Genomic DNA, 17835 nt, shown 5'->3' with positions numbered 1-17835 from the left:
GAGGCCTCACCGTTTTTTTATCATGAAAGCAAAGGCACCAGCGCGCTGACGCTCTGCTTGGCGTCGCCATAGAACATGCGGGTGTTCTCCTTGAAGAACAGCGGGTTCTCGATACCGGAATAGCCGGTTCCCTGGCCGCGCTTGGAGACGAAGACCTGCTTTGCCTTCCACACTTCGAGCACCGGCATGCCGGCGATCGGAGAGTTTGGATCCTCCAGCGCCGCCGGATTGACGATGTCGTTGGAGCCGATGACGATGACGACGTCGGTGTTCGGGAAATCGTCGTTGATCTCGTCCATTTCCAGGACGATATCGTAGGGCACCTTGGCTTCGGCCAGAAGCACGTTCATGTGGCCCGGCAGGCGGCCTGCAACGGGATGGATGGCAAAACGCACGGTCTTGCCGGCTGCGCGCAGCTTGCGCGTCAGTTCCGACACCGCGGCCTGCGCCTGCGCCACCGCCATGCCGTAGCCCGGGACGATGACGACGCTGTCGGCTTCGTTAAGGGCTGCGGCAACGCCTTCGGCATCGATCGCCACCTGTTCGCCGCTGATTTCCATTGCCGGACCGCTTGCACCGCCAAAACCACCGAGGATGACCGAAATGAAGGACCGGTTCATCGCCTTGCACATGATGTAGGACAGGATCGCACCTGAAGAGCCGACCAGCGCACCGGTGACGATCAGAAGATCATTGCCAAGCGTGAAGCCGATCGCCGCTGCCGCCCAGCCGGAATAGCTGTTGAGCATCGAGACCACGACCGGCATATCGGCGCCGCCGATGCCCATGATCAGGTGATAGCCGATGAAGAAGGCGAGCAGCGTCATCAGCACCAGCGTCCATGCGCCCGCGCCGTTGCAATACAGGATGAGCAACAGGATGGATGCAGCCGCCGCCGCGGCGTTGAGAAGATGTCCGCCGGGCAGCTTCTTCGCCTTGCCATCGACCTTGCCGGCCAGCTTGCCGAAGGCAACCACCGAGCCGGTGAAGGTGACGGCACCGATGAAGACGCCAAGGAACACCTCGACCTTCATGATCGCCAGTTCCACCGGCGTCTTGTGCGCCAGAAGTGCGGCAAACCCGGTCAGCGCCGAGCGTGACGCTTCATCGAGAGAAGCGACATGCGCTTCTTCGATATGGGCGTTGAAGCCGATGAAGACGGCTGCCAGACCGACGAAGGAATGGAGCGCGGCCACGAGCTGCGGCATTTCCGTCATCTGCACGCGGCTTGCCACGAAGTGGCCGAGAACCGCCCCGCCTGCCAGCATTACCAGTACGATGAACCAGTTGCCGACATCCGGCCCGAAAACCGTAGCGATGATCGCGAGCGCCATGCCGGTGATGCCGTACCAGACTGCGCGTTTGGCGCTTTCCTGGCCGGAGAGACCGCCGAGCGATAGGATGAAAAGAACCGCTGCGGCAACATAGGCCGCCGAAACAATACCAAGTGTCATGATTATCCCCTCACCCGGCTCAAGACTTCTGGAACATGGCAAGCATGCGCCGTGTCACGAGGAAGCCACCCACGATATTGATCGTCGCAATCAGCACCGAGAGCGCCGCAAGAATGACGACGAGCCAGTTGCTCGAACCGACCTGCAGCAACGCCCCCAGGATGACGATGCCCGATACGGCATTCGTCACCGCCATCAACGGCGTATGAAGAGAATGGCTGACATTCCAGATGACCTGGAAGCCGATGAAGCATGCCAGAACGAAGACGATGAAGTGGCTCATGAAGCTTGCAGGCGCATAAACGCCGACGAGAAGAAGCAGTGCCGTGCCCACAGCCAGAAGAGCGACCTGATTTCTGGTCTGGGTCTTGAACAGCGTGATTTCCTGAGCCCGCTTTTCCGCAGGCGTCAGCTCCTTGGCTTTCTCCTTCGGCTTCTGCGCGGCAATGGCCTTGATCTTCGGCGGCGGCGGCGGATAGGTAATCTCACCCTTATAGGCAACCGTCGCACCACGGATGACATCGTCTTCCATGTTGTGCACGACCTGCCCATCCTTGCCCGGCGTCAGATCGGCCATCATGTGGCGGATATTGGTGGCATAGAGCGTGGAGGCCTGGGCCGCCATGCGGCTCGGGAAATCCGTATAGCCGATGACAATCACACCGTTGTCCGAAACGATGCGTTGATCGGGAACGGTGAGATCGCAGTTCCCGCCGCGTTCCGCGGCAAGATCGACGATGACGGAGCCCGGCTTCATTGCCGCGACCATATCGGCGAGCCAAAGCTTTGGCGCATCGCGACCCGGGATCAGCGCCGTGGTGATGACGATGTCGATCTGCGGCGCAAGCTCGCGGAATTTGGCCAGTTGCTTCTCGCGGAATTCAGGCGATGACGGAGCGGCATAACCGCCGGTCGCAGCACCATCCTGCTGCTCGGCGAAATCGAGATAGACGAACTCCGCGCCCATGGACTCGATCTGCTCCGCCACTTCCGGGCGCACGTCGAAGGCATAGGTGATCGCGCCAAGCGACGTGGCGGTGCCGATCGCAGCAAGACCCGCAACACCTGCACCGATGATCAGAACCTTGGCTGGCGGCACCTTGCCCGCCGCCGTCACCTGTCCGGTGAAAAAGCGGCCGAAATTATTGCCTGCCTCAATGACGGCACGGTAGCCGGCGATGTTTGCCATGGAAGACAGGGCATCCATTTTCTGGGCGCGCGAAATGCGCGGCACCATGTCCATGGCGATGACAGCGGCACCCTTGTCCTTTGCCTGTTCCAGCAGCGTCTGGTTCTGCGCCGGGTAAAAGAAGGAAATCAACGTCTTATCCGGCGAAAGCCGATCGATCTCGGAGGCTTCCGGCGGGCGAACCTTGGCGATGATATCGGAACCCGAGTAAAGCGCATCTGCGCTCTCCACCACGGTCACGCCCGCTGCTCGATAAGCCTCGTCGGAGAAACCGGCAGATTTGCCAGCCCCGGTTTCGATGAGGCATTCGTAGCCCAGTTTCTGCAAGGCCTGAGCGCTATCCGGCGTCATCGCGACGCGCGCTTCGCTCTCATATATTTCTTTCGGTGCACCTAGTCTCAAAAGTCCCTCCCTTAAACCCGAAACACTGCAATGACGTCGTCTCATATCGACCCCGGCATCGGCCAAAGAATCGACGTCGATTTTTGGACAGCACGATGCACAGGCTCAAAATGGAGAGCGGCCTTTGTGCGTCCTAACGGACTTAAGACGCTCTCGTCGATGACGGTATTAACACAGTCGCGAGTGCCGCCAAGGCCGCTACAGCCGCAAATATGTAAAAGTTCCACTCAGGCGCAAGATTTGTGCTGGCGATGAAGCCGCCGAGCAGCGGGCCTGTCAGCGCGCCGATACGGGAGAAGCTGAGTGCAAAACCCGTGCCTGCCGAGCGGATCGTGGGGTCAAGCCGCTGCGCCAGAAATCCGGTGAGAATGAGGGACGCAGACACCGTGCCGAAACCGGCTATGGCGACGAAGACGTAGTTCAGCACAATGGAACTCTTGAAGGTGAGTGCGGCGATGCCGATGGCACCCACCAGATAGGAGAGCGCGACCGTGCGCTTGATCCCGAACCTGTCGGCCCATGTGCCGAGCACGATACCACCAATGGCCGAGGACAGGCTGAAGACCGCGAGGAAGAGCAGGCTGTCCCCAAGATCATAGCCATTCTTGCGCATGATCTGCGGCAGCCACTGCGCCAGGCCATAGACGAGAAGAAGCCCGAGAAACAGACCGACCCAGAAGCAGATCGTCTCGAAGGCCTTGTCGCGGGCAAAGATGGTTTTCAAAACAGCCGACCAGCCCGGACCTTTCCGGTTTCTCTGAACGGTCTTCGGAACGGCGATACCCATGCGCGTCGCCGTTTCAGCAGCTTGCCTGTGCTTGCCGCGCAAGACGAGGCTTTCGACGGATTCAGGCAGCAGGAAATAGAAGACCGGCACGACGAGAAGCGGTGCTGCACCAAAGAGAACGATCACGCGCCAGCCATACTCTGCGAGAAAGCCCCGGCTGAAGAGCGCCGCCGCCAGAATGCCGAGCGAGTAACCGGAATACATCAGGCCATAATTGAAGCTCTTGCGGCTCTTGGGCGAGTACTCCACCGTGAGTGCCGCAGCAACGGGAATGATGCCGCCAAGGCCGAGACCGGCGACGAAGCGACTGACCGCAAACCAGAATGGTGTCGGCGCCAGTGAGGTCGCGATCATGCAGGCGGCAAACAGGCTGAGGCAGCCCATGAAGAGCGGCTTGCGCCCGTAGAGTTCGCTCAGCGTGCCAACGACGATGCCGCCGATCAGCATGCCTATCACGGTATAGCTTCCCATAGCGCCCAATTCGAGCGGCGTCAGTTTCCAGACCGGATCGGTCGCAAGGGCAGGAAGAATGGCGCCGAGAACGCCAACGTCGTAGCCTTCCGCGAAGATAGCGAACCAGCAGAGCGCCACCACCAGCAGGCTCTTGCGCGATGTGATTTCTGCAGGCGTCGCTGCAGCATGAGACGGTCGTCCGATGGACTGTGTCATGACAAAGTTCCCCCTTGTGCACGAGGCCAGGCCCCGCGCATTCGACACGAATTGAAATGGTGAAATGGGGACGGTCGCCCTTCCCAGGGCGCCGCCGTTCTTATGGTTATAGCTTCGCGGCCAAGGCTCAGAGCGTCGCGACGGTCTTCAGGGCGCCATCGAGCGCAATCCCCTGCTCATCCAGAAGTGCTGCCTGCCGCAAACGTCGCATCCAGGCAGCCCCATCCTCACGATCGCGCAGCACGGGCAGCGCCGACATCACGCGATCGAATTTGGACAGGCCACGCGAATGCGTATCCGAATAACCCTTCACCAGACGACGGTTGCCCAGAACCTCCACAGCGAGATCGTAATTGGCGGCCAAGACCTCTTGCGCTTTCCCTACCCAGGCATCGCGGTGGGCAACTTCGATATGGTGGCGCAAGCTGCCCCGGCGGAAGCGTCGCAAAGCGGACGTGACGTAAAGCCCGAGAAACCAGAACAGAGTGCCGGTCTTCACGCGCCTGCCCTTGTCGATACGGCGGTTCAGGAAAGCGAAGAGTTTCGGGCTGGTCTCGATCCACTGGCCGAGCCTGCGTGGAAGCGTGCCGCACACCTCTTCCATGCGTGGATGCATGTATTCCGTCGTGTAGAGCAGCTGATCGCCCTTGACGCCGACCTCGTTGCGCACGCGCTCGAAGCGGGCAGAGCGTGTTTTCAGGTCCGCGACACGGATGACGTCATCATAGGCCATGGCGACAGCCAGATATTTCGCCGCCTGAAGCGTGAAAGCATAATCCTTGTCAGCGCCGCCATTCGCCGCATCGGCCTTGCAAAGCGAGGCCACCCTTGTCAGGTACTCGTCTGCGTAAGCCGGATCCTGAAACTCCGTCAGCTTCTTCACACCGGCATAGAGCATGGAATGCGCGTTTGGCGGAAACTCCGTGCGAATGCGACCAATGAGTTTATCCAGCGAGGGATGTCCCGCGGAAGCGGGAAGCTCTTTCAGCTTCTTGGCGGGGGTGGCGGAAAGCTTGTCGTTCTCGCCCTTGGTCGCCCGATCGTGAGCAGCGTTGAAGGCGCGAAGGCTGGCCTCGATCCCCTTGCCGCCCGATTTGATCGTCTCTTCGAAGACATCCTTGGAGAAAGGCAGTGCCTTGGACGCCGCCAGCGCACCGAAAAGTGCAGACGACACCACACTGCCATTCTTAACGGCGAGCGTATCCATGTCGAAAGCAATCGTCTTTTTGGCGGCAAAGTCCGTCGCATCGACCACGACAGTGGGATTGCCGATGCCGTCACCCGGCTTTTCCTTTTCACCGACTGCATAAGAGCGATGAGTGGAAGCGATCAGCAATGTCTTGTCGGGCGTTACAAGGCCGCGAATGACCGAACGGCCGGCCTCCATCAATTCCGCGGCAATGACGATATCGACGTCGCCGGGTGTCGGCATCAAGGACAGGATCGGCTTTTCGCCCTCACGGGCCTTCAGCAATTCGAGATAATAGATGGTTGCGCCAGTGCGCTGGGCGACGCCTGGGACCGAGGTCGTCTGAGCAACCCATCCCTGCCCTTCGGCAAGCGCTATGATCCAATCCGCCAGGACACCGCCGCCCTGGCCACCCATGGCGAGAATGGCGATCGAAAGCGGCTTGTCAGCGGAAAGGACGGACGAAAACTCTGTTTGCAAGCTATCCATGATGATCTTCCCTCTTTACGCCGGAAACACAACGCGGGACGCGTTTCTGCGCTTTTGCAGCCACTGGATGACCGCCGACCGCAGGCGATAGAGAAACCTGTCGGTCTTTGTCGGATTGTGGATGACATCGGCCCGGTAGAAGGATGGGCAGAGAACCGCTGCTTCCGAGACTTCACCGCAGTTGCCGCAACCGACACAGGAGTTGTCGATCGCCGCGACCGGATCGTCTTTCAGCGGATCATCGGTATGCTTGACGGAAAGCGACGGACAGCCGGACAGGCGGATGCAGGCGTGATCGCCGGTGCAGACATCCTCATCCACGCCGAAGCGTTCTTTCACCATGCGCTTGCCGTCCTTCACCGCCTTGGCGAATTGCGGCTTTACGCGACGTTGCTTGTTGAGCATGCATTCCGATGAGGCGACGATGATTTTCGGACCCTTCTCGTCCGTCGTCAGCGCCTCTTTCAACGTGTCGCGCATCTTTGCCACGTCGTAGGTGCGGTCGATCTGCTTGACCCAGGTGGCGCCGATACCCTTCACCGCCTTGACGATCGAATTGTTGGTCTTGCGGTTGGGATTGTCGGCACGTGACGACAGCACATCCTGTCCGCCCGTTGCAGAGGCATAGAAGTTGTCGACGATGATCGTCACACCATCCTGCTTGTTGAAGACGGCGTTGCCGACGGAAGTCGCAAGACCGTTGTGCCAGAAACCACCATCGCCCATGACTGAAATCGAGCGCTTGTCGGCCTCGACATTGAATGCCGAGGCAGAGGCCGGGCCAAGGCCGTAGCCCATCGTTGTGCCGCCAATATTGAAGGGTGGCAGGATGGAGAAGAGGTGGCAGCCGATATCGGCAGACACGTGATGCGGTCCAAGTTCCTTTTCGACCAGTTTCATCGCAGCGAAGATGGGTCGCTCGGGACAGCCTGTGCAGAAGCCAGCCGGGCGGGCCGGTACGACGTCCGCCAGCGCCTTTACCTTCGGATCGCTCAACACGGCAGAAGGATCGGGAACTGGTGGGCGATTGCCGAGAAGCTGCGGCGCGTTGACCTCAAGAAACCCGGTCAGCCCCTTGATCAGTACCGGCGTCGTATACTCGCCGCCCATCGGCAGCAGGTCCTTGCCGGAAACCTTGGTCTGGATGTCGCGACGGCGCATCAGCGTGTGGAGCGCCTGTTCGATATATTCAGGCGCGCCCTCTTCCACCATCAGCACCGCCTTCTTGCCAGCGGCAAACGCGATGATTTCGTCATCGATCAGCGGGTAGGAGACATTCATGACATAGAGCGGAATGCGGCTGTTGCCATAGACATCGGCGAGGCCGAGATGCTGGAGCGCCCGCATGGTGCTGTTGTAGAGACCGCCCTGAAGAATAAGGCCAACCTCGCCTTCGGATGGACCGAAAAACTCGTTCAACTGGTTGGTTTTGACGAACTCGACTGCCGCTGGCCAACGACGCTCCAGCTTGTCCTTCTCGTGCTGGAAGGACGCGGGCGGCAGAACGATGCGGTTGAGATCGCGCACCGGATTTTCCAGCGCCTGCTTCAGCGTGTAGGACGGACGCTTGTTATCCTTGGCAACGAACTGGCCATGAACGTGACAGCTGCGGATACCAACCTGCAGCATCACAGGCGTGCTGGACGCTTCGGAAAGCTCAAAGCCCTTTTCGACGGCATCGACGATGGAGGTCAAATTCGGACGCGGCGTCAAAAGCCACATCTGCGATTTCATCGCAAAGGCGTGGCTGCGCTCCTGCATGATGGAGGAGCCTTCGCCATAATCCTCGCCGATGATCACAAGAGCGCCACCTGTCACACCGCCGGAGGACAGGTTGGACAGCGCGTCGGAGGCCACATTGGTTCCAGCCGTGGACTTCCAGGTCACCGCACCGCGGACCGGATACATGACGGAGGCAGAAAGCATGGCCGCGGCTGCCGCCTCTGAAGCCGAGGATTCAAAATGAACGCCCAGCTCCTTCATGACATCCTTGGCGTCTGCCAAGACATCCATGAGGTGGGAAATCGGCGATCCCTGATAGCCGCCGACATAGGACACGCCGGATTGCAGCAGCGCCTTGGTAATGGCGAGGATCCCCTCGCCGCTGAAGATTTCGCCTTCACCGAGCTTGAGATCTTCGACCTCGCGCGCAAATGACCGTTCGGCCATGGTGGTTCCCCTTATGACTATTACGCCTTTATATGCAAAATCATATTTCTACTTTCGAGCAGATGTCAACAGGGAAAGATTTAAGCCTAAAGTAATTGCAAAAACTCGATATCAAGCCTCTAAACTGCATATTTTTGCACGGCTATACAGGCAAAGCCATATGCATATGCACATTTCTTGCGCAGATCGGCGCCACGGCGCAACTTTTCCACCCCAGTGGCGCGGAGCCAACGCCAGCGCAGGTGATTTTCTTTACGCTTAAAACATCATCGATTTGGGTAGGCGGCACAAAGGACCATTCCAAGGCTCGTCCTCACGGCTGTTCACGAGACGTTCAACCCTGTCGCGGGTCACACGTCACGTACGCGTCAAGACATGCCTCTGCTCTGTCGCAATGTCTGTGAGGGCGTTTCGCCGTACCTTTCTCGATAGGCAAAGGCGGCACGGCCGAGGTGGCCGAGACCGGAGGAAAAGACGGCGTCTGCGACACTAATATCGGCAGATGGCGCCAACAGGGTTTTGCGCAAAAGCTCCAGGCGTGCTTCCTGCACCGCCTCCATCAAGGTTTGCCCCCTGGCCTTTCGATAGCTGTCCTGGAGGGTGCGCAGTGGAACGCCCGCCGCCTCGGCAATATCGGCTGCGGTGATGGAACGCTCGGCATTGGTCCTGATATAGTCTTCGGCGCGCTGAACCGGTACGGGACCCGCACCTGGACTTGATCGTTGAAGAAGACCCTTGCGGTTATGCGGCAGTCCGCTCAACAGAAGGTTGATCAGCCCGTCCCGAAGCATGATCCGATAGGCCTCGGAAAAATGCCCTCTGTCCTTGGCGGCTCCTGACATCAGCAGGCTGTGCTGAAAGATCCCCTGCCCGATGCCGGACGTCAGATCGATGGCCGGTTCGAACTCGATGCGCTCGGATCGCTCATGCGCCAGAGTCTCGAAATGGCTTTCCACTAAATCGCGTTCCAGCAGTACGATCAGCTTCTCGCATCCCTCCGCCCAACGCATGCGGGTCGAGAGCGTTGGCGACAGAAGCGTTCCCGTGCGGCCCTCTGCAACATGGGTCTCATCATTCCCACAGCGAACCACGGCACTGCCCTTTATTGGAAGCTGCAGAAGAAAGAAGCGCGAAAGCTCGCCCGGATCGATTTCGACCGCGGAACCATAAGAGACGACATTGATGGAGTGGCCCGGCTCCTCCACCACATCGTGAACCGCGTGAAAGCCGCTTTTCCAACGTCCATCGACGAGCAGAAAATGCGGACAGAATATGCGTCCGATCGCTTCGCGCGCCTCGTCCACGTCATGGGTGTCCACCACAGGACGGGCGTCTGGCTGCTGCTTGCCGATATCGATCATCAGTCACTCGCCGAAATGACAAAAGTGAAGTTTCAGACCGCCTGTCGCCGAAACTGGACAAATCCCTGCGCAATCTGGATTGCCGATTGGACCTATTCGCCGGAACATCATCGAAAGTTTAAACATAAAACGAATGCGAAATCCATTCGCAAAGGGAACAAAAACATGAGTAGCGAGGAATTCCGCGCCGGCATGCGCAAGCTGACCGGCGGTGTCACCATCATCACTTCCATGGATGCAGAGGGCAACCGCTGCGGGCTGACGGCCACCGCCGTCTGTTCGCTATCGACCGAGCCTCCATCACTTCTGGCCTGCGTCAATCGATCGAGTTCGGTGGCAGCCGTGGTAGAAGCAAGCGGCGTGTTTGCCGTCAACGTGCTGGCGCTCGATCAACAGCCGGTGGCGGAAGTCTTTGCCGGGCGCGCTGGCCTCGTGCGTGAAGAACGCTTTGCCGCCGGCGAGTGGATCAAGGGCGCTATCACCGGCGCGCCGGTCCTGTCCCAGACCTGCGTCTCCTTCGAATGCGAGATCGCCGAGGTCAAGGAGTTCGGCACGCATCTGATCCTGATCGGCACCGTCGCCAAGACGCATTGCGCACCGGAAGACGACAATCCGCTGATCTACGGCAACGGCGCGTTTTTGACGGCAGCGGCTCCGCCGCAGGCCGCGGCCTGAATCCACTCACAATTTCTGCTGACATTTGCAAGGAGACGACGATGCGCGGACTTCAAGGGAAAACTGCGATCATTTCCGGCGGCGCGACACTGATTGGCGAGGGTATTGCCAAGGTGCTTGCCGGCTACGGCCTTTCGGTGGTGATTGCCGATATCAATGATGAGGCCGGTCAGGCAGTGGCTGAGCGCGCGGGAGAGAAGGTCCACTTCATCCGCACCGACATTACCAGCGATACCGACATCGGCGCGCTCGTTGAGAAGACCGTGGAAGCCACCGGCCGCCTCGACTTTCTCGTCAATGTCGCCTGTACCTATCTCGACAATGGCGTTGAGACGAGCCGGGCCGACTGGCTGGAGGCCTTCGACATCAACGTCGTCGGCTCGATCGCTCTCATGCAGGCAGCCCACAAGCACCTCGCCAAGAACAAGGGCGCCATCGTCAATTTCGGCTCGATCTCGTCGCGCGTCGCACAGACCGGACGGTGGGTATATCCCGTTTCGAAGGCCGCGATCCTGCAATTGACCCGCAACCAGGCCATGGATCTGGCGCCTGACGGCATTCGCGTCAATGCCGTGTCTCCCGGCTGGACCTGGAGCAATGTGATGGTCGAGTTGACCAAGAACACCCGCGAAAAGGCAGACAGCGTCGCCAAGGATTTTCACCTGCTGGGACGCACCGGCAGCCCCGAAGAAGTGGCGGAAGCCGTGGCCTTTCTCCTCTCCGACAATGCGAGCTTCATTACCGGCACCGATATTCGCGTCGATGGCGGCTACACCGCCATGGGACCGGAACGCAACGAGCCGGCTATCCCGCGCCTCATGGATTGAGCCGTGCTGAGATCAATAAACGGGAACATCACAGCGGAACTTGAGAAAACAGGGAGAATGGAAATGACGAAGAAGCGCAGTTTCACCATTGTTGGCGGCGGCCAGTCCGGACTGCAACTCGCCTGTGGCCTGCTGGATGCGGGGCACGCGGTTCACATCGTACAAAACAGAACGGCAGAAGAGATCGCCGCCGGTCGGGTTCTGTCCAGCCAGTGCATGTTCGATAACGCCTTGCAGAATGAGCGCGAACTCGGTCTGAACTTCTGGGGCGACAGCTGCCCCACCGTCGATTCGATCAACTTCGTGGTTCCGGCACCCGATGGCGGCAAGGCTATCGAGTGGAATGGAAAGCTCGACAGCAAGGCCCAGAGCGTCGATCAGCGCGTCAAGATCCCGCGCTGGCTGACGGAATTCGAACATCGCGGTGGGCAGTTGACCATCCATGATGCCGGGATCGAAGACCTCGAAACCTATGCGCGGGAAAGCGATCTGGTGATTGTCGCCGCTGGCAAGGGCGATATCGCCAAGATGTTCGAGCGCGATCCGCAACGCTCGCCCTATGACAAGCCGCAGCGCGCGCTGGCGCTGACCTATGTGAAGGGCATGGCGCCGCGCGCCGGTCATTCGGCGGTCAATTTCAATCTCATTCCGGGTGTCGGTGAGTACTTCACCTTCCCGGCGCTCACCACCACGGGCGCCTGCGACATCATGGTGTTCGAAGGCATTCCTGGCGGCCCGATGGACTGCTGGAGAGATGTGAACTCTCCGGACGCGCATCTCGAAAAATCGAAATGGATTCTCGACACCTTCCTGCCTTGGGAGGCGGAGCGCTGTACCAATGTGTCGCTGACGGATGACAATGGCCGCCTGGCTGGAGCCTTTGCTCCGACGGTGCGCAAGCCGATCGGTAAGCTGCCCTCGGGTGCAACGGTCCTTGGCCTGGCCGACGCCGTCTGCCTCAACGACCCGATCACCGGGCAAGGGTCGAACAACGCATCGAAAGCGGCGAAATATTATATGGATGCCATCCTCGCCCATGGCGACAGGCCGTTTGACGACGCCTTCAAGCAGGCAACCTTCGAGGCCTATTGGAGCTATGCGCAATATGTGGTCGGCTGGACGAATGCGCTGCTCGCGCCACCACCCCCGCATGTGCTGAACATCATGGGCTCGGCCCAGGCCTATCCCGCACTGGCAAAGCGCATCGCCAACGGCTTCAACGATCCGCGCGACTTCTTCCCATGGTTCGCCGTCCCGGAAGAAGCCGATGCCTATCTGACAAAGCTTGCCGCTTAAGTCTTTTCACGAGTTGACAGGCCGCGCATCCGCGCGGCCTCAGTCTTCCATCGGTTCTTTCGGCAGGCGACGATGGGTCGCGGCACTCAACGCCGCATGCTCGTAGATTCCGGTCATCAAATCGAGCGTGGTGGTTGCGTCTTCAAGACGATGGCGTAGCTCCGGCACGGATTGAACCGCCTTCGCCAGTAGCGAGGCGCGCACATCCGCATAGCGATCGGTCACCAGCTTGCCCTTCTCGGTCACGCTGTAGACGACGCCCGACCGTCCGCTGCCGCTCTTTTGAACCAGACCGGCTGCGATCAGCTTGCGCAGGCTATATTGCATGTTCGGGATGTCTTCGCGATTGGCCAGTCGCGCCAGATCCTTGATCGATTTCGGCCGCTCGTTCATGCGGATGATATGCAGCATGGCGTTTTCCGGACCACTCACCGCAAGATCGACCACTGAGCCTAGGCACTCGGCCTGCCATCGGCCAAACGCCTCGAAGGCGCGCATCAACGCGAATTCGGCCTCCGCCAGATCGACTTCGACGGGCGTGCGGGCCAGATGCCAACGCCGGTCCAGTGCCGGGTCCTGATCCTGCTTTTCGTCGCCGCCCTTCTGCTTGCTCATCGATCTCGTCGCCCTGCTCTTGCTACTGCATCGGCCCGAAAATTGGCCTCGATTTTCGGAAAGCACGATGCGTTGATTCAAAAAGGTAAAGCGTCCTTTTTGCGTCCACTAGGACGCACAGCACTTTAGTGCCTTTGTGAGGGCTCGATTGCCCATTGACAAGCTTCAAGTTTAAAATAGACTTTCTATTGTAAATTCTATTATAAAAATGGGGAACCAACCATGACGGAGAACTCAATGTTCGCCGCCGGGCAGTTTTTGCTTGGCACATTCGCATCCAATTGCTCGGGCGGGATGTCCGTGACCAAAGTGCCGGAGCGCTGGGACAACAGTTGGAACAACAATCTCAAGCTCGCCCGCCTGCTGGATGATGCAGGGATTGACTTCATGCTGCCAATCGCCCGCTGGATCGGTTATGGCGGCGAGACGAATTTCCACGGCAACGTGCTGGAAACAATGACATGGGCTGCAGGATTGCTGGCCAGCACCCGCAACATCAATGTCTTCGCCACCATTCATACCGCCGCCAATCATCCAGCCGTGGTGGCAAAGCAGATCGCCACCATCGATCAGATCAGCAACGGTCGCGTCGGGTTGAACATCGTGGCTGGCTGGAACCAGCCGGAATATGAGGCACTGGGGCTCAATCTCCCCGCCGATCACGAGAGCCGCTACGCCTATGCCGAAGAGTGGTTCGATGTCGTCAAGGCGCTCTGGCAGAGGGAGAAGGCGTTCGATTACGACGGTACGTATTTCCACCTGAAGAACATTCTTGGCGATCCCCGCCCTTCCCGCAAGGTGCCCATCCTGAATGCCGCAGGCTCCGGACAGGGCCGAGACTTTGCCCTGCGCAATGCCGATTTCCTCTTTACCCCGGCAATCGATCTCAGCCGCTCCGCCGCGGAGATTGCGGAGTTGAAGGCAAAGGGTGCGGAAGCCGGCCATAATACCGGCGTCTTGACCTTCTCACATGTCGTCTGCCGTCCGACCGAAAAGGAGGCGACCGACTATCTGCAGCATTTCGGCAAGGACAATGCCGACTGGGGCGCGGTGGATAATCTGGTGAAGCTGCAATTTGCCCACGCCCATTCCTTCCCACACGATCTTCTGGCACTCATCAGAGATCGTATGGCCGCCGGCCATGGTGGTTTCCCGCTGGTCGGAACCCCGCAGCAGGTGGCAGAGGGACTGGTCTCGCTGCACAAGGCTGGCTTTGCCGGGACGACGCTCTCCTTCGTCGATTACGCCGAGGAGTTCCCATACTTCCGGGATGCCGTTCTGCCGCTTTTGGAGCAGGCGGGCATTCGTGTGCCTGTCGCAAGGTAGCATGCCGCTCTTGCAAGCTGAAGCTATCAAGGCTTGAAGCCTCTTGTAATGAAAACAAAGGTTTAGCGCGCCTTTGGCGAAAACTTTGGCAACACGAACCCCGATTTCCAAAGGTCGCAGGCACCACCCCTGCGACCATTTATTTTAAGTCTAAAATAAAATTCGATATATGCATCTGCATACTTGACAGTCCCGATATCGAAAATTAGTTTAATCTTCAAATAAGCGCACATGACGGCGCACCCAAAGCCACGGAGGGTTACATGCGTATCGTTTGTATCGGTGGAGGCCCGGCAGGGCTCTATTTCAGCCTGCTGATGAAGAAACTGCATCCCGAGCATCATATCCGCGTCATCGAGCGCAACCGCCCCTATGACACATTCGGTTGGGGCGTCGTCTTCTCCGACCAGACCATGGCGTCCATGCAGACATGGGACAAGGAAAGCGCTGACGAAATCCAGCAGGCTTTCAACCACTGGGACGATATCGAGGTGCTCTTCAAAGGTACGCGCCAGCGCACCACCGGCCACGGCTTTGTCGGCATTGGTCGCAAGAAGCTTCTCAACATTCTCCAGAGCCGCTGTGAGGCGCTCGGCGTTGAACTGGTCTTCGAAACCGACGCCGGCGGCGACCAGGATTTCCCCGATGCGGATCTGATCATCGCCTCCGACGGCTTCAACTCCAAGGTCCGCAACCGCTATCCGGAAGTGTTCCAACCGGACCTCGTCAAGCGCCCGAACCGCTACATCTGGCTCGGCACCAACAAGCTCTTCGACGCTTTCACCTTCGACTTCCGCAAGACCGATCACGGCTGGTTCCAGGCGCATATCTACAAATTCGATGAGAATACCTCGACCTTCATCGTCGAAACCACCGAGAAGGCTTACGAGGACCATGGCCTCGGCCAGATGACCCAGCAGGAATCGATCGATTTCTGTCAGAACCTCTTTGCTGAGACGCTTGAAGGCGCCGAGTTGATGACCAATGCGCGCCACATGGTCGGTTCCGCCTGGCTAAACTTCAACCGGCTGATCTGCGGCAAGTGGAGCCACTTCAACGGCAACTCCCATGTGGTACTGATGGGCGACGCCGCTCACACCGCGCATTTCGCCATCGGCTCTGGCACGAAGCTTGCGATCGATGATGCAATCGAGCTTGCCAACCAGTTCAACAAGGCTGGCCACGGCAAGGATAGCATCGCCGATGTGCTGAAGACCTATGAGGACATCCGCCGCGTCGACGTGGCCCGCATCCAGAACGCCGCCCGAAACGCCATGGAATGGTTCGAAGTCGTTGGCGATCGCTATGCCGATACGCTCCCGCCGGAACAGTTCATGTATTCCATGCTGACCCGCTCGCAGCGCATCAGCCACGAGAACGTGCGTCTGCGGGACAAGGAATGGCTCGAGGGTTACGAGCACTGGTTCGCCCGTCACTCGGGCCTCGCCGTCAAGGAGAACGAGCGCTGCCTGCCTCCAATGTTCACACCCTATACGTCGCGCGGCACGACGCTGCCAAACCGCATCGTTGTCTCTCCCATGGCGATGTACTCGGCGACGGATGGTCTACTCGACGATTTCCATATGGTCCATCTCGGCGCCCGTGCGCTCGGCGGTGCTGGTCTGATCTTCGCTGAAATGACCTGCGTCTCTCCGGATGCCCGCATCACGCCCGGGTGCCTTGGTCTGTGGAACGACGAGCAGACGAAGGGCTGGAAGCGCTTTGTCGATTTCGTTCACACCAATAGCGCCGCCAAGGTCGGCATCCAGCTTGGTCATGCAGGACGCAAGGGCGCAACCAAACGGGCATGGGACGGCATCGATCAGCCTCTGGAGGAAGGCGGATGGCCGCTTCTCTCCGCCTCGGCGATCCCTTACCTGAAACACAGCGTCGTTCCCAAGGCGATGGACCGCGCCGATATGGACCGGGTGAAGGCCGATTTCGTGGCCGCCACCCGTCGCGCAGCGGAAGCCGGCGCCGACTGGCTGGAATTCCACGCAGCCCACGGCTACCTGATCTCCTCGTTCCTCTCGCCGCTGACCAACCGGCGCGAGGACGAATATGGCGGATCATACGAAAACCGTGCTCGCTACCCGCTGGAAGTTTTCGCCGCCGTGCGTGAAGCCTGGCCGGAAGACAAGCCGATCTCGGTTCGACTTTCCTGCCATGATTGGACGGAAGGCGGCAATACGCCGGAAGATGCCGCGATCTTCGCCAGGATGTTCAAGGACGCAGGCGCAGACCTGATCGACTGCTCATCGGGCCAAGTCTGGAAAGAGGAAAAGCCGGTCTATGGACGCCTGTTCCAGACGCCCTTCTCCGACAAGATCCGCAACGAGATCGGTATTCCAACCATTGCCGTCGGCGCCATTTCCGAGGCCGATCATGCCAACTCCATCATCTCCGCAGGCCGAGCGGACCTCTGCGCCGTGGCGCGTCCTCATCTGGCCGATCCCGCCTGGGCTCTGCACGAGGCGGCAAAGATCGGGCTGAAGAACGTGCCCTGGCCAAAACAATATATGTCCAGCAAGTTCCAGTATGAGGCGAACCTCGAACGCGCCAGCGCGGGCAAGTGAGAGCGCCATGCTAGATGCTCTTCCCCTTGAAGGACGACACGCGCTCGTCACCGGTGCCGGAAGCGGCATCGGTGCTGCCATCGCCCGCACGCTGGCGATGGCCGGGGCCAATGTGACGCTCGCCGGTCGCCGCCGCGAGCCGCTGGAAACGGTCGCTGCCGAGATCGGAAGCCGGGCCTTGGTCCTCGACGGTTTCGACGTGACGAAGCCGGAGGCGATTGCCGCTGGTCTGGAGAAGGCCCAAAGCACCTTCGGCACCGTCTCCATTCTGGTCAACAATGCCGGTGAAGCGCCAAGCGCACCCTTCGAGAAGACATCCGCCGATATGTGGAGCCATGTTCTTTCGGTTGATCTGACAGGCGTGTTCAATGTGACGCAAGCCGTTCTGCCTGACCTTAAGGCCCATGGCGAGGGAGCGCGTATCATCAACATCGCCTCGACGGCGGGGCTGACGGGTTATGCCTATGTTTCCGCCTACTGTGCGGCCAAGCACGGTGTGATCGGCCTGACACGGGCTCTGGCGCTGGAACTGGCGAAGAAGGGCGTAACGGTCAACGCCGTCTGCCCCGGCTTTACCGATACGCCGATCATCCAGCAGTCGCTCGACACCATCATGCAGAAGACCGGGCGCAGCCGCGAGGAAGCGCTGGCGGAATTCACCAGGTCCAACCCGCAAGGCAGGTTGATCCAGCCGCAGGAAGTCGCGGACACCACGTTGTGGCTTGCTTCGCCTTCAGCGGGTTCTGTCACCGGTCAGGCAATCGCGATTGCCGGCGGTGAGGTCATGGCAGGCTAAACGGAGTTCAAAATA

Annotated in this window: 13 protein-coding genes; 6 read left to right on the top strand and 7 right to left on the bottom strand. The window is 59.5% G+C overall.

The genetic code is table 11. From position 1 onward, the window contains the following. Positions 1 to 20: 20 nt before the first annotated feature. From EYC79_RS06585 to EYC79_RS06560, 6 genes are all read right to left on the bottom strand, one after another. Positions 21 to 1454 (bottom strand): NAD(P)(+) transhydrogenase (Re/Si-specific) subunit beta, encoded by a 1434-nt coding sequence (locus EYC79_RS06585; RefSeq protein WP_130977520.1) that lies wholly within the window; start codon positions 1452 to 1454, stop codon positions 21 to 23. 19 nt (positions 1455 to 1473) lie between these two features. Then, positions 1474 to 3045 carry a Re/Si-specific NAD(P)(+) transhydrogenase subunit alpha gene (locus tag EYC79_RS06580; RefSeq protein WP_130977519.1) on the bottom strand — a complete coding sequence of 524 codons (1572 nt, stop codon included), beginning with the start codon at positions 3043 to 3045 and terminating at the stop codon, positions 1474 to 1476. Positions 3046 to 3187: 142 nt separating this feature from the next. After that, positions 3188 to 4501 (bottom strand): MFS transporter, encoded by a 1314-nt coding sequence (locus tag EYC79_RS06575; RefSeq protein ID WP_130977518.1) that lies wholly within the window; start codon positions 4499 to 4501, stop codon positions 3188 to 3190. A 127-nt stretch (positions 4502 to 4628) separates the two neighbouring features. Next, a complete protein-coding gene (locus tag EYC79_RS06570; RefSeq protein WP_130977517.1) occupies positions 4629 to 6179 on the bottom strand; it encodes an indolepyruvate oxidoreductase subunit beta family protein in 1551 nt (516 codons plus the stop codon). 15 nt (positions 6180 to 6194) lie between these two features. Further along, complete coding sequence (locus tag EYC79_RS06565) at positions 6195 to 8348, bottom strand: indolepyruvate ferredoxin oxidoreductase subunit alpha (protein WP_130977516.1); 2154 nt, start codon at positions 8346 to 8348, stop codon at positions 6195 to 6197. A 368-nt stretch (positions 8349 to 8716) separates the two neighbouring features. Then, positions 8717 to 9709, bottom strand: coding sequence for an AraC family transcriptional regulator (locus tag EYC79_RS06560; RefSeq protein ID WP_130977515.1), 993 nt, complete (start codon positions 9707 to 9709; stop codon positions 8717 to 8719). A 165-nt stretch (positions 9710 to 9874) separates the two neighbouring features. Here EYC79_RS06560 and EYC79_RS06555 point away from each other — a divergent pair, with 165 nt between their 5' ends. From EYC79_RS06555 to EYC79_RS06545, 3 genes are all read left to right on the top strand, one after another. Beyond that, positions 9875 to 10384 (top strand): flavin reductase family protein, encoded by a 510-nt coding sequence (locus EYC79_RS06555; protein WP_165456973.1) that lies wholly within the window; start codon positions 9875 to 9877, stop codon positions 10382 to 10384. Between the two features lie 41 nt (positions 10385 to 10425). After that, positions 10426 to 11211: an SDR family oxidoreductase gene (locus EYC79_RS06550; RefSeq protein WP_130977513.1), complete on the top strand. Its 786-nt coding sequence runs from the start codon at positions 10426 to 10428 to the stop codon at positions 11209 to 11211. Between the two features lie 63 nt (positions 11212 to 11274). Then, the gene (locus EYC79_RS06545; RefSeq protein ID WP_130977512.1) at positions 11275 to 12507 is read left to right on the top strand and encodes a styrene monooxygenase/indole monooxygenase family protein; all 1233 of its coding nucleotides are present in this window, start codon (positions 11275 to 11277) and stop codon (positions 12505 to 12507) included. A 39-nt stretch (positions 12508 to 12546) separates the two neighbouring features. On the opposite strand, the gene EYC79_RS06540 is transcribed toward EYC79_RS06545, so the two are convergent. Continuing rightward, positions 12547 to 13122: a winged helix DNA-binding protein gene (locus tag EYC79_RS06540; RefSeq protein ID WP_130977511.1), complete on the bottom strand. Its 576-nt coding sequence runs from the start codon at positions 13120 to 13122 to the stop codon at positions 12547 to 12549. Between the two features lie 222 nt (positions 13123 to 13344). On the opposite strand from EYC79_RS06540, the gene EYC79_RS06535 reads away from it, so the two are divergent. The 3 genes from EYC79_RS06535 to EYC79_RS06525 all read left to right on the top strand — a co-directional run bounded on the left by EYC79_RS06535 (position 13345) and on the right by EYC79_RS06525 (position 17820). After that, a complete protein-coding gene (locus EYC79_RS06535; RefSeq protein WP_130977510.1) occupies positions 13345 to 14448 on the top strand; it encodes an LLM class flavin-dependent oxidoreductase in 1104 nt (367 codons plus the stop codon). A 263-nt stretch (positions 14449 to 14711) separates the two neighbouring features. Continuing rightward, positions 14712 to 17024, top strand: coding sequence for a bifunctional salicylyl-CoA 5-hydroxylase/oxidoreductase (locus EYC79_RS06530; protein ID WP_130977509.1), 2313 nt, complete (start codon positions 14712 to 14714; stop codon positions 17022 to 17024). A 7-nt stretch (positions 17025 to 17031) separates the two neighbouring features. After that, positions 17032 to 17820, top strand: a complete 789-nt coding sequence (locus EYC79_RS06525; RefSeq protein WP_130977508.1) for an SDR family NAD(P)-dependent oxidoreductase — start codon at positions 17032 to 17034, stop codon at positions 17818 to 17820. Positions 17821 to 17835 lie beyond the last annotated feature (15 nt).

The sequence above is a fragment of the Agrobacterium cavarae genome, assembly GCF_004310285.1.
Lineage (GTDB): Bacteria > Pseudomonadota > Alphaproteobacteria > Rhizobiales > Rhizobiaceae > Agrobacterium > Agrobacterium cavarae.
Note: the sequence above shows the minus strand (reverse complement) of the source record. Positions and strands in the feature narration are given on the sequence as shown.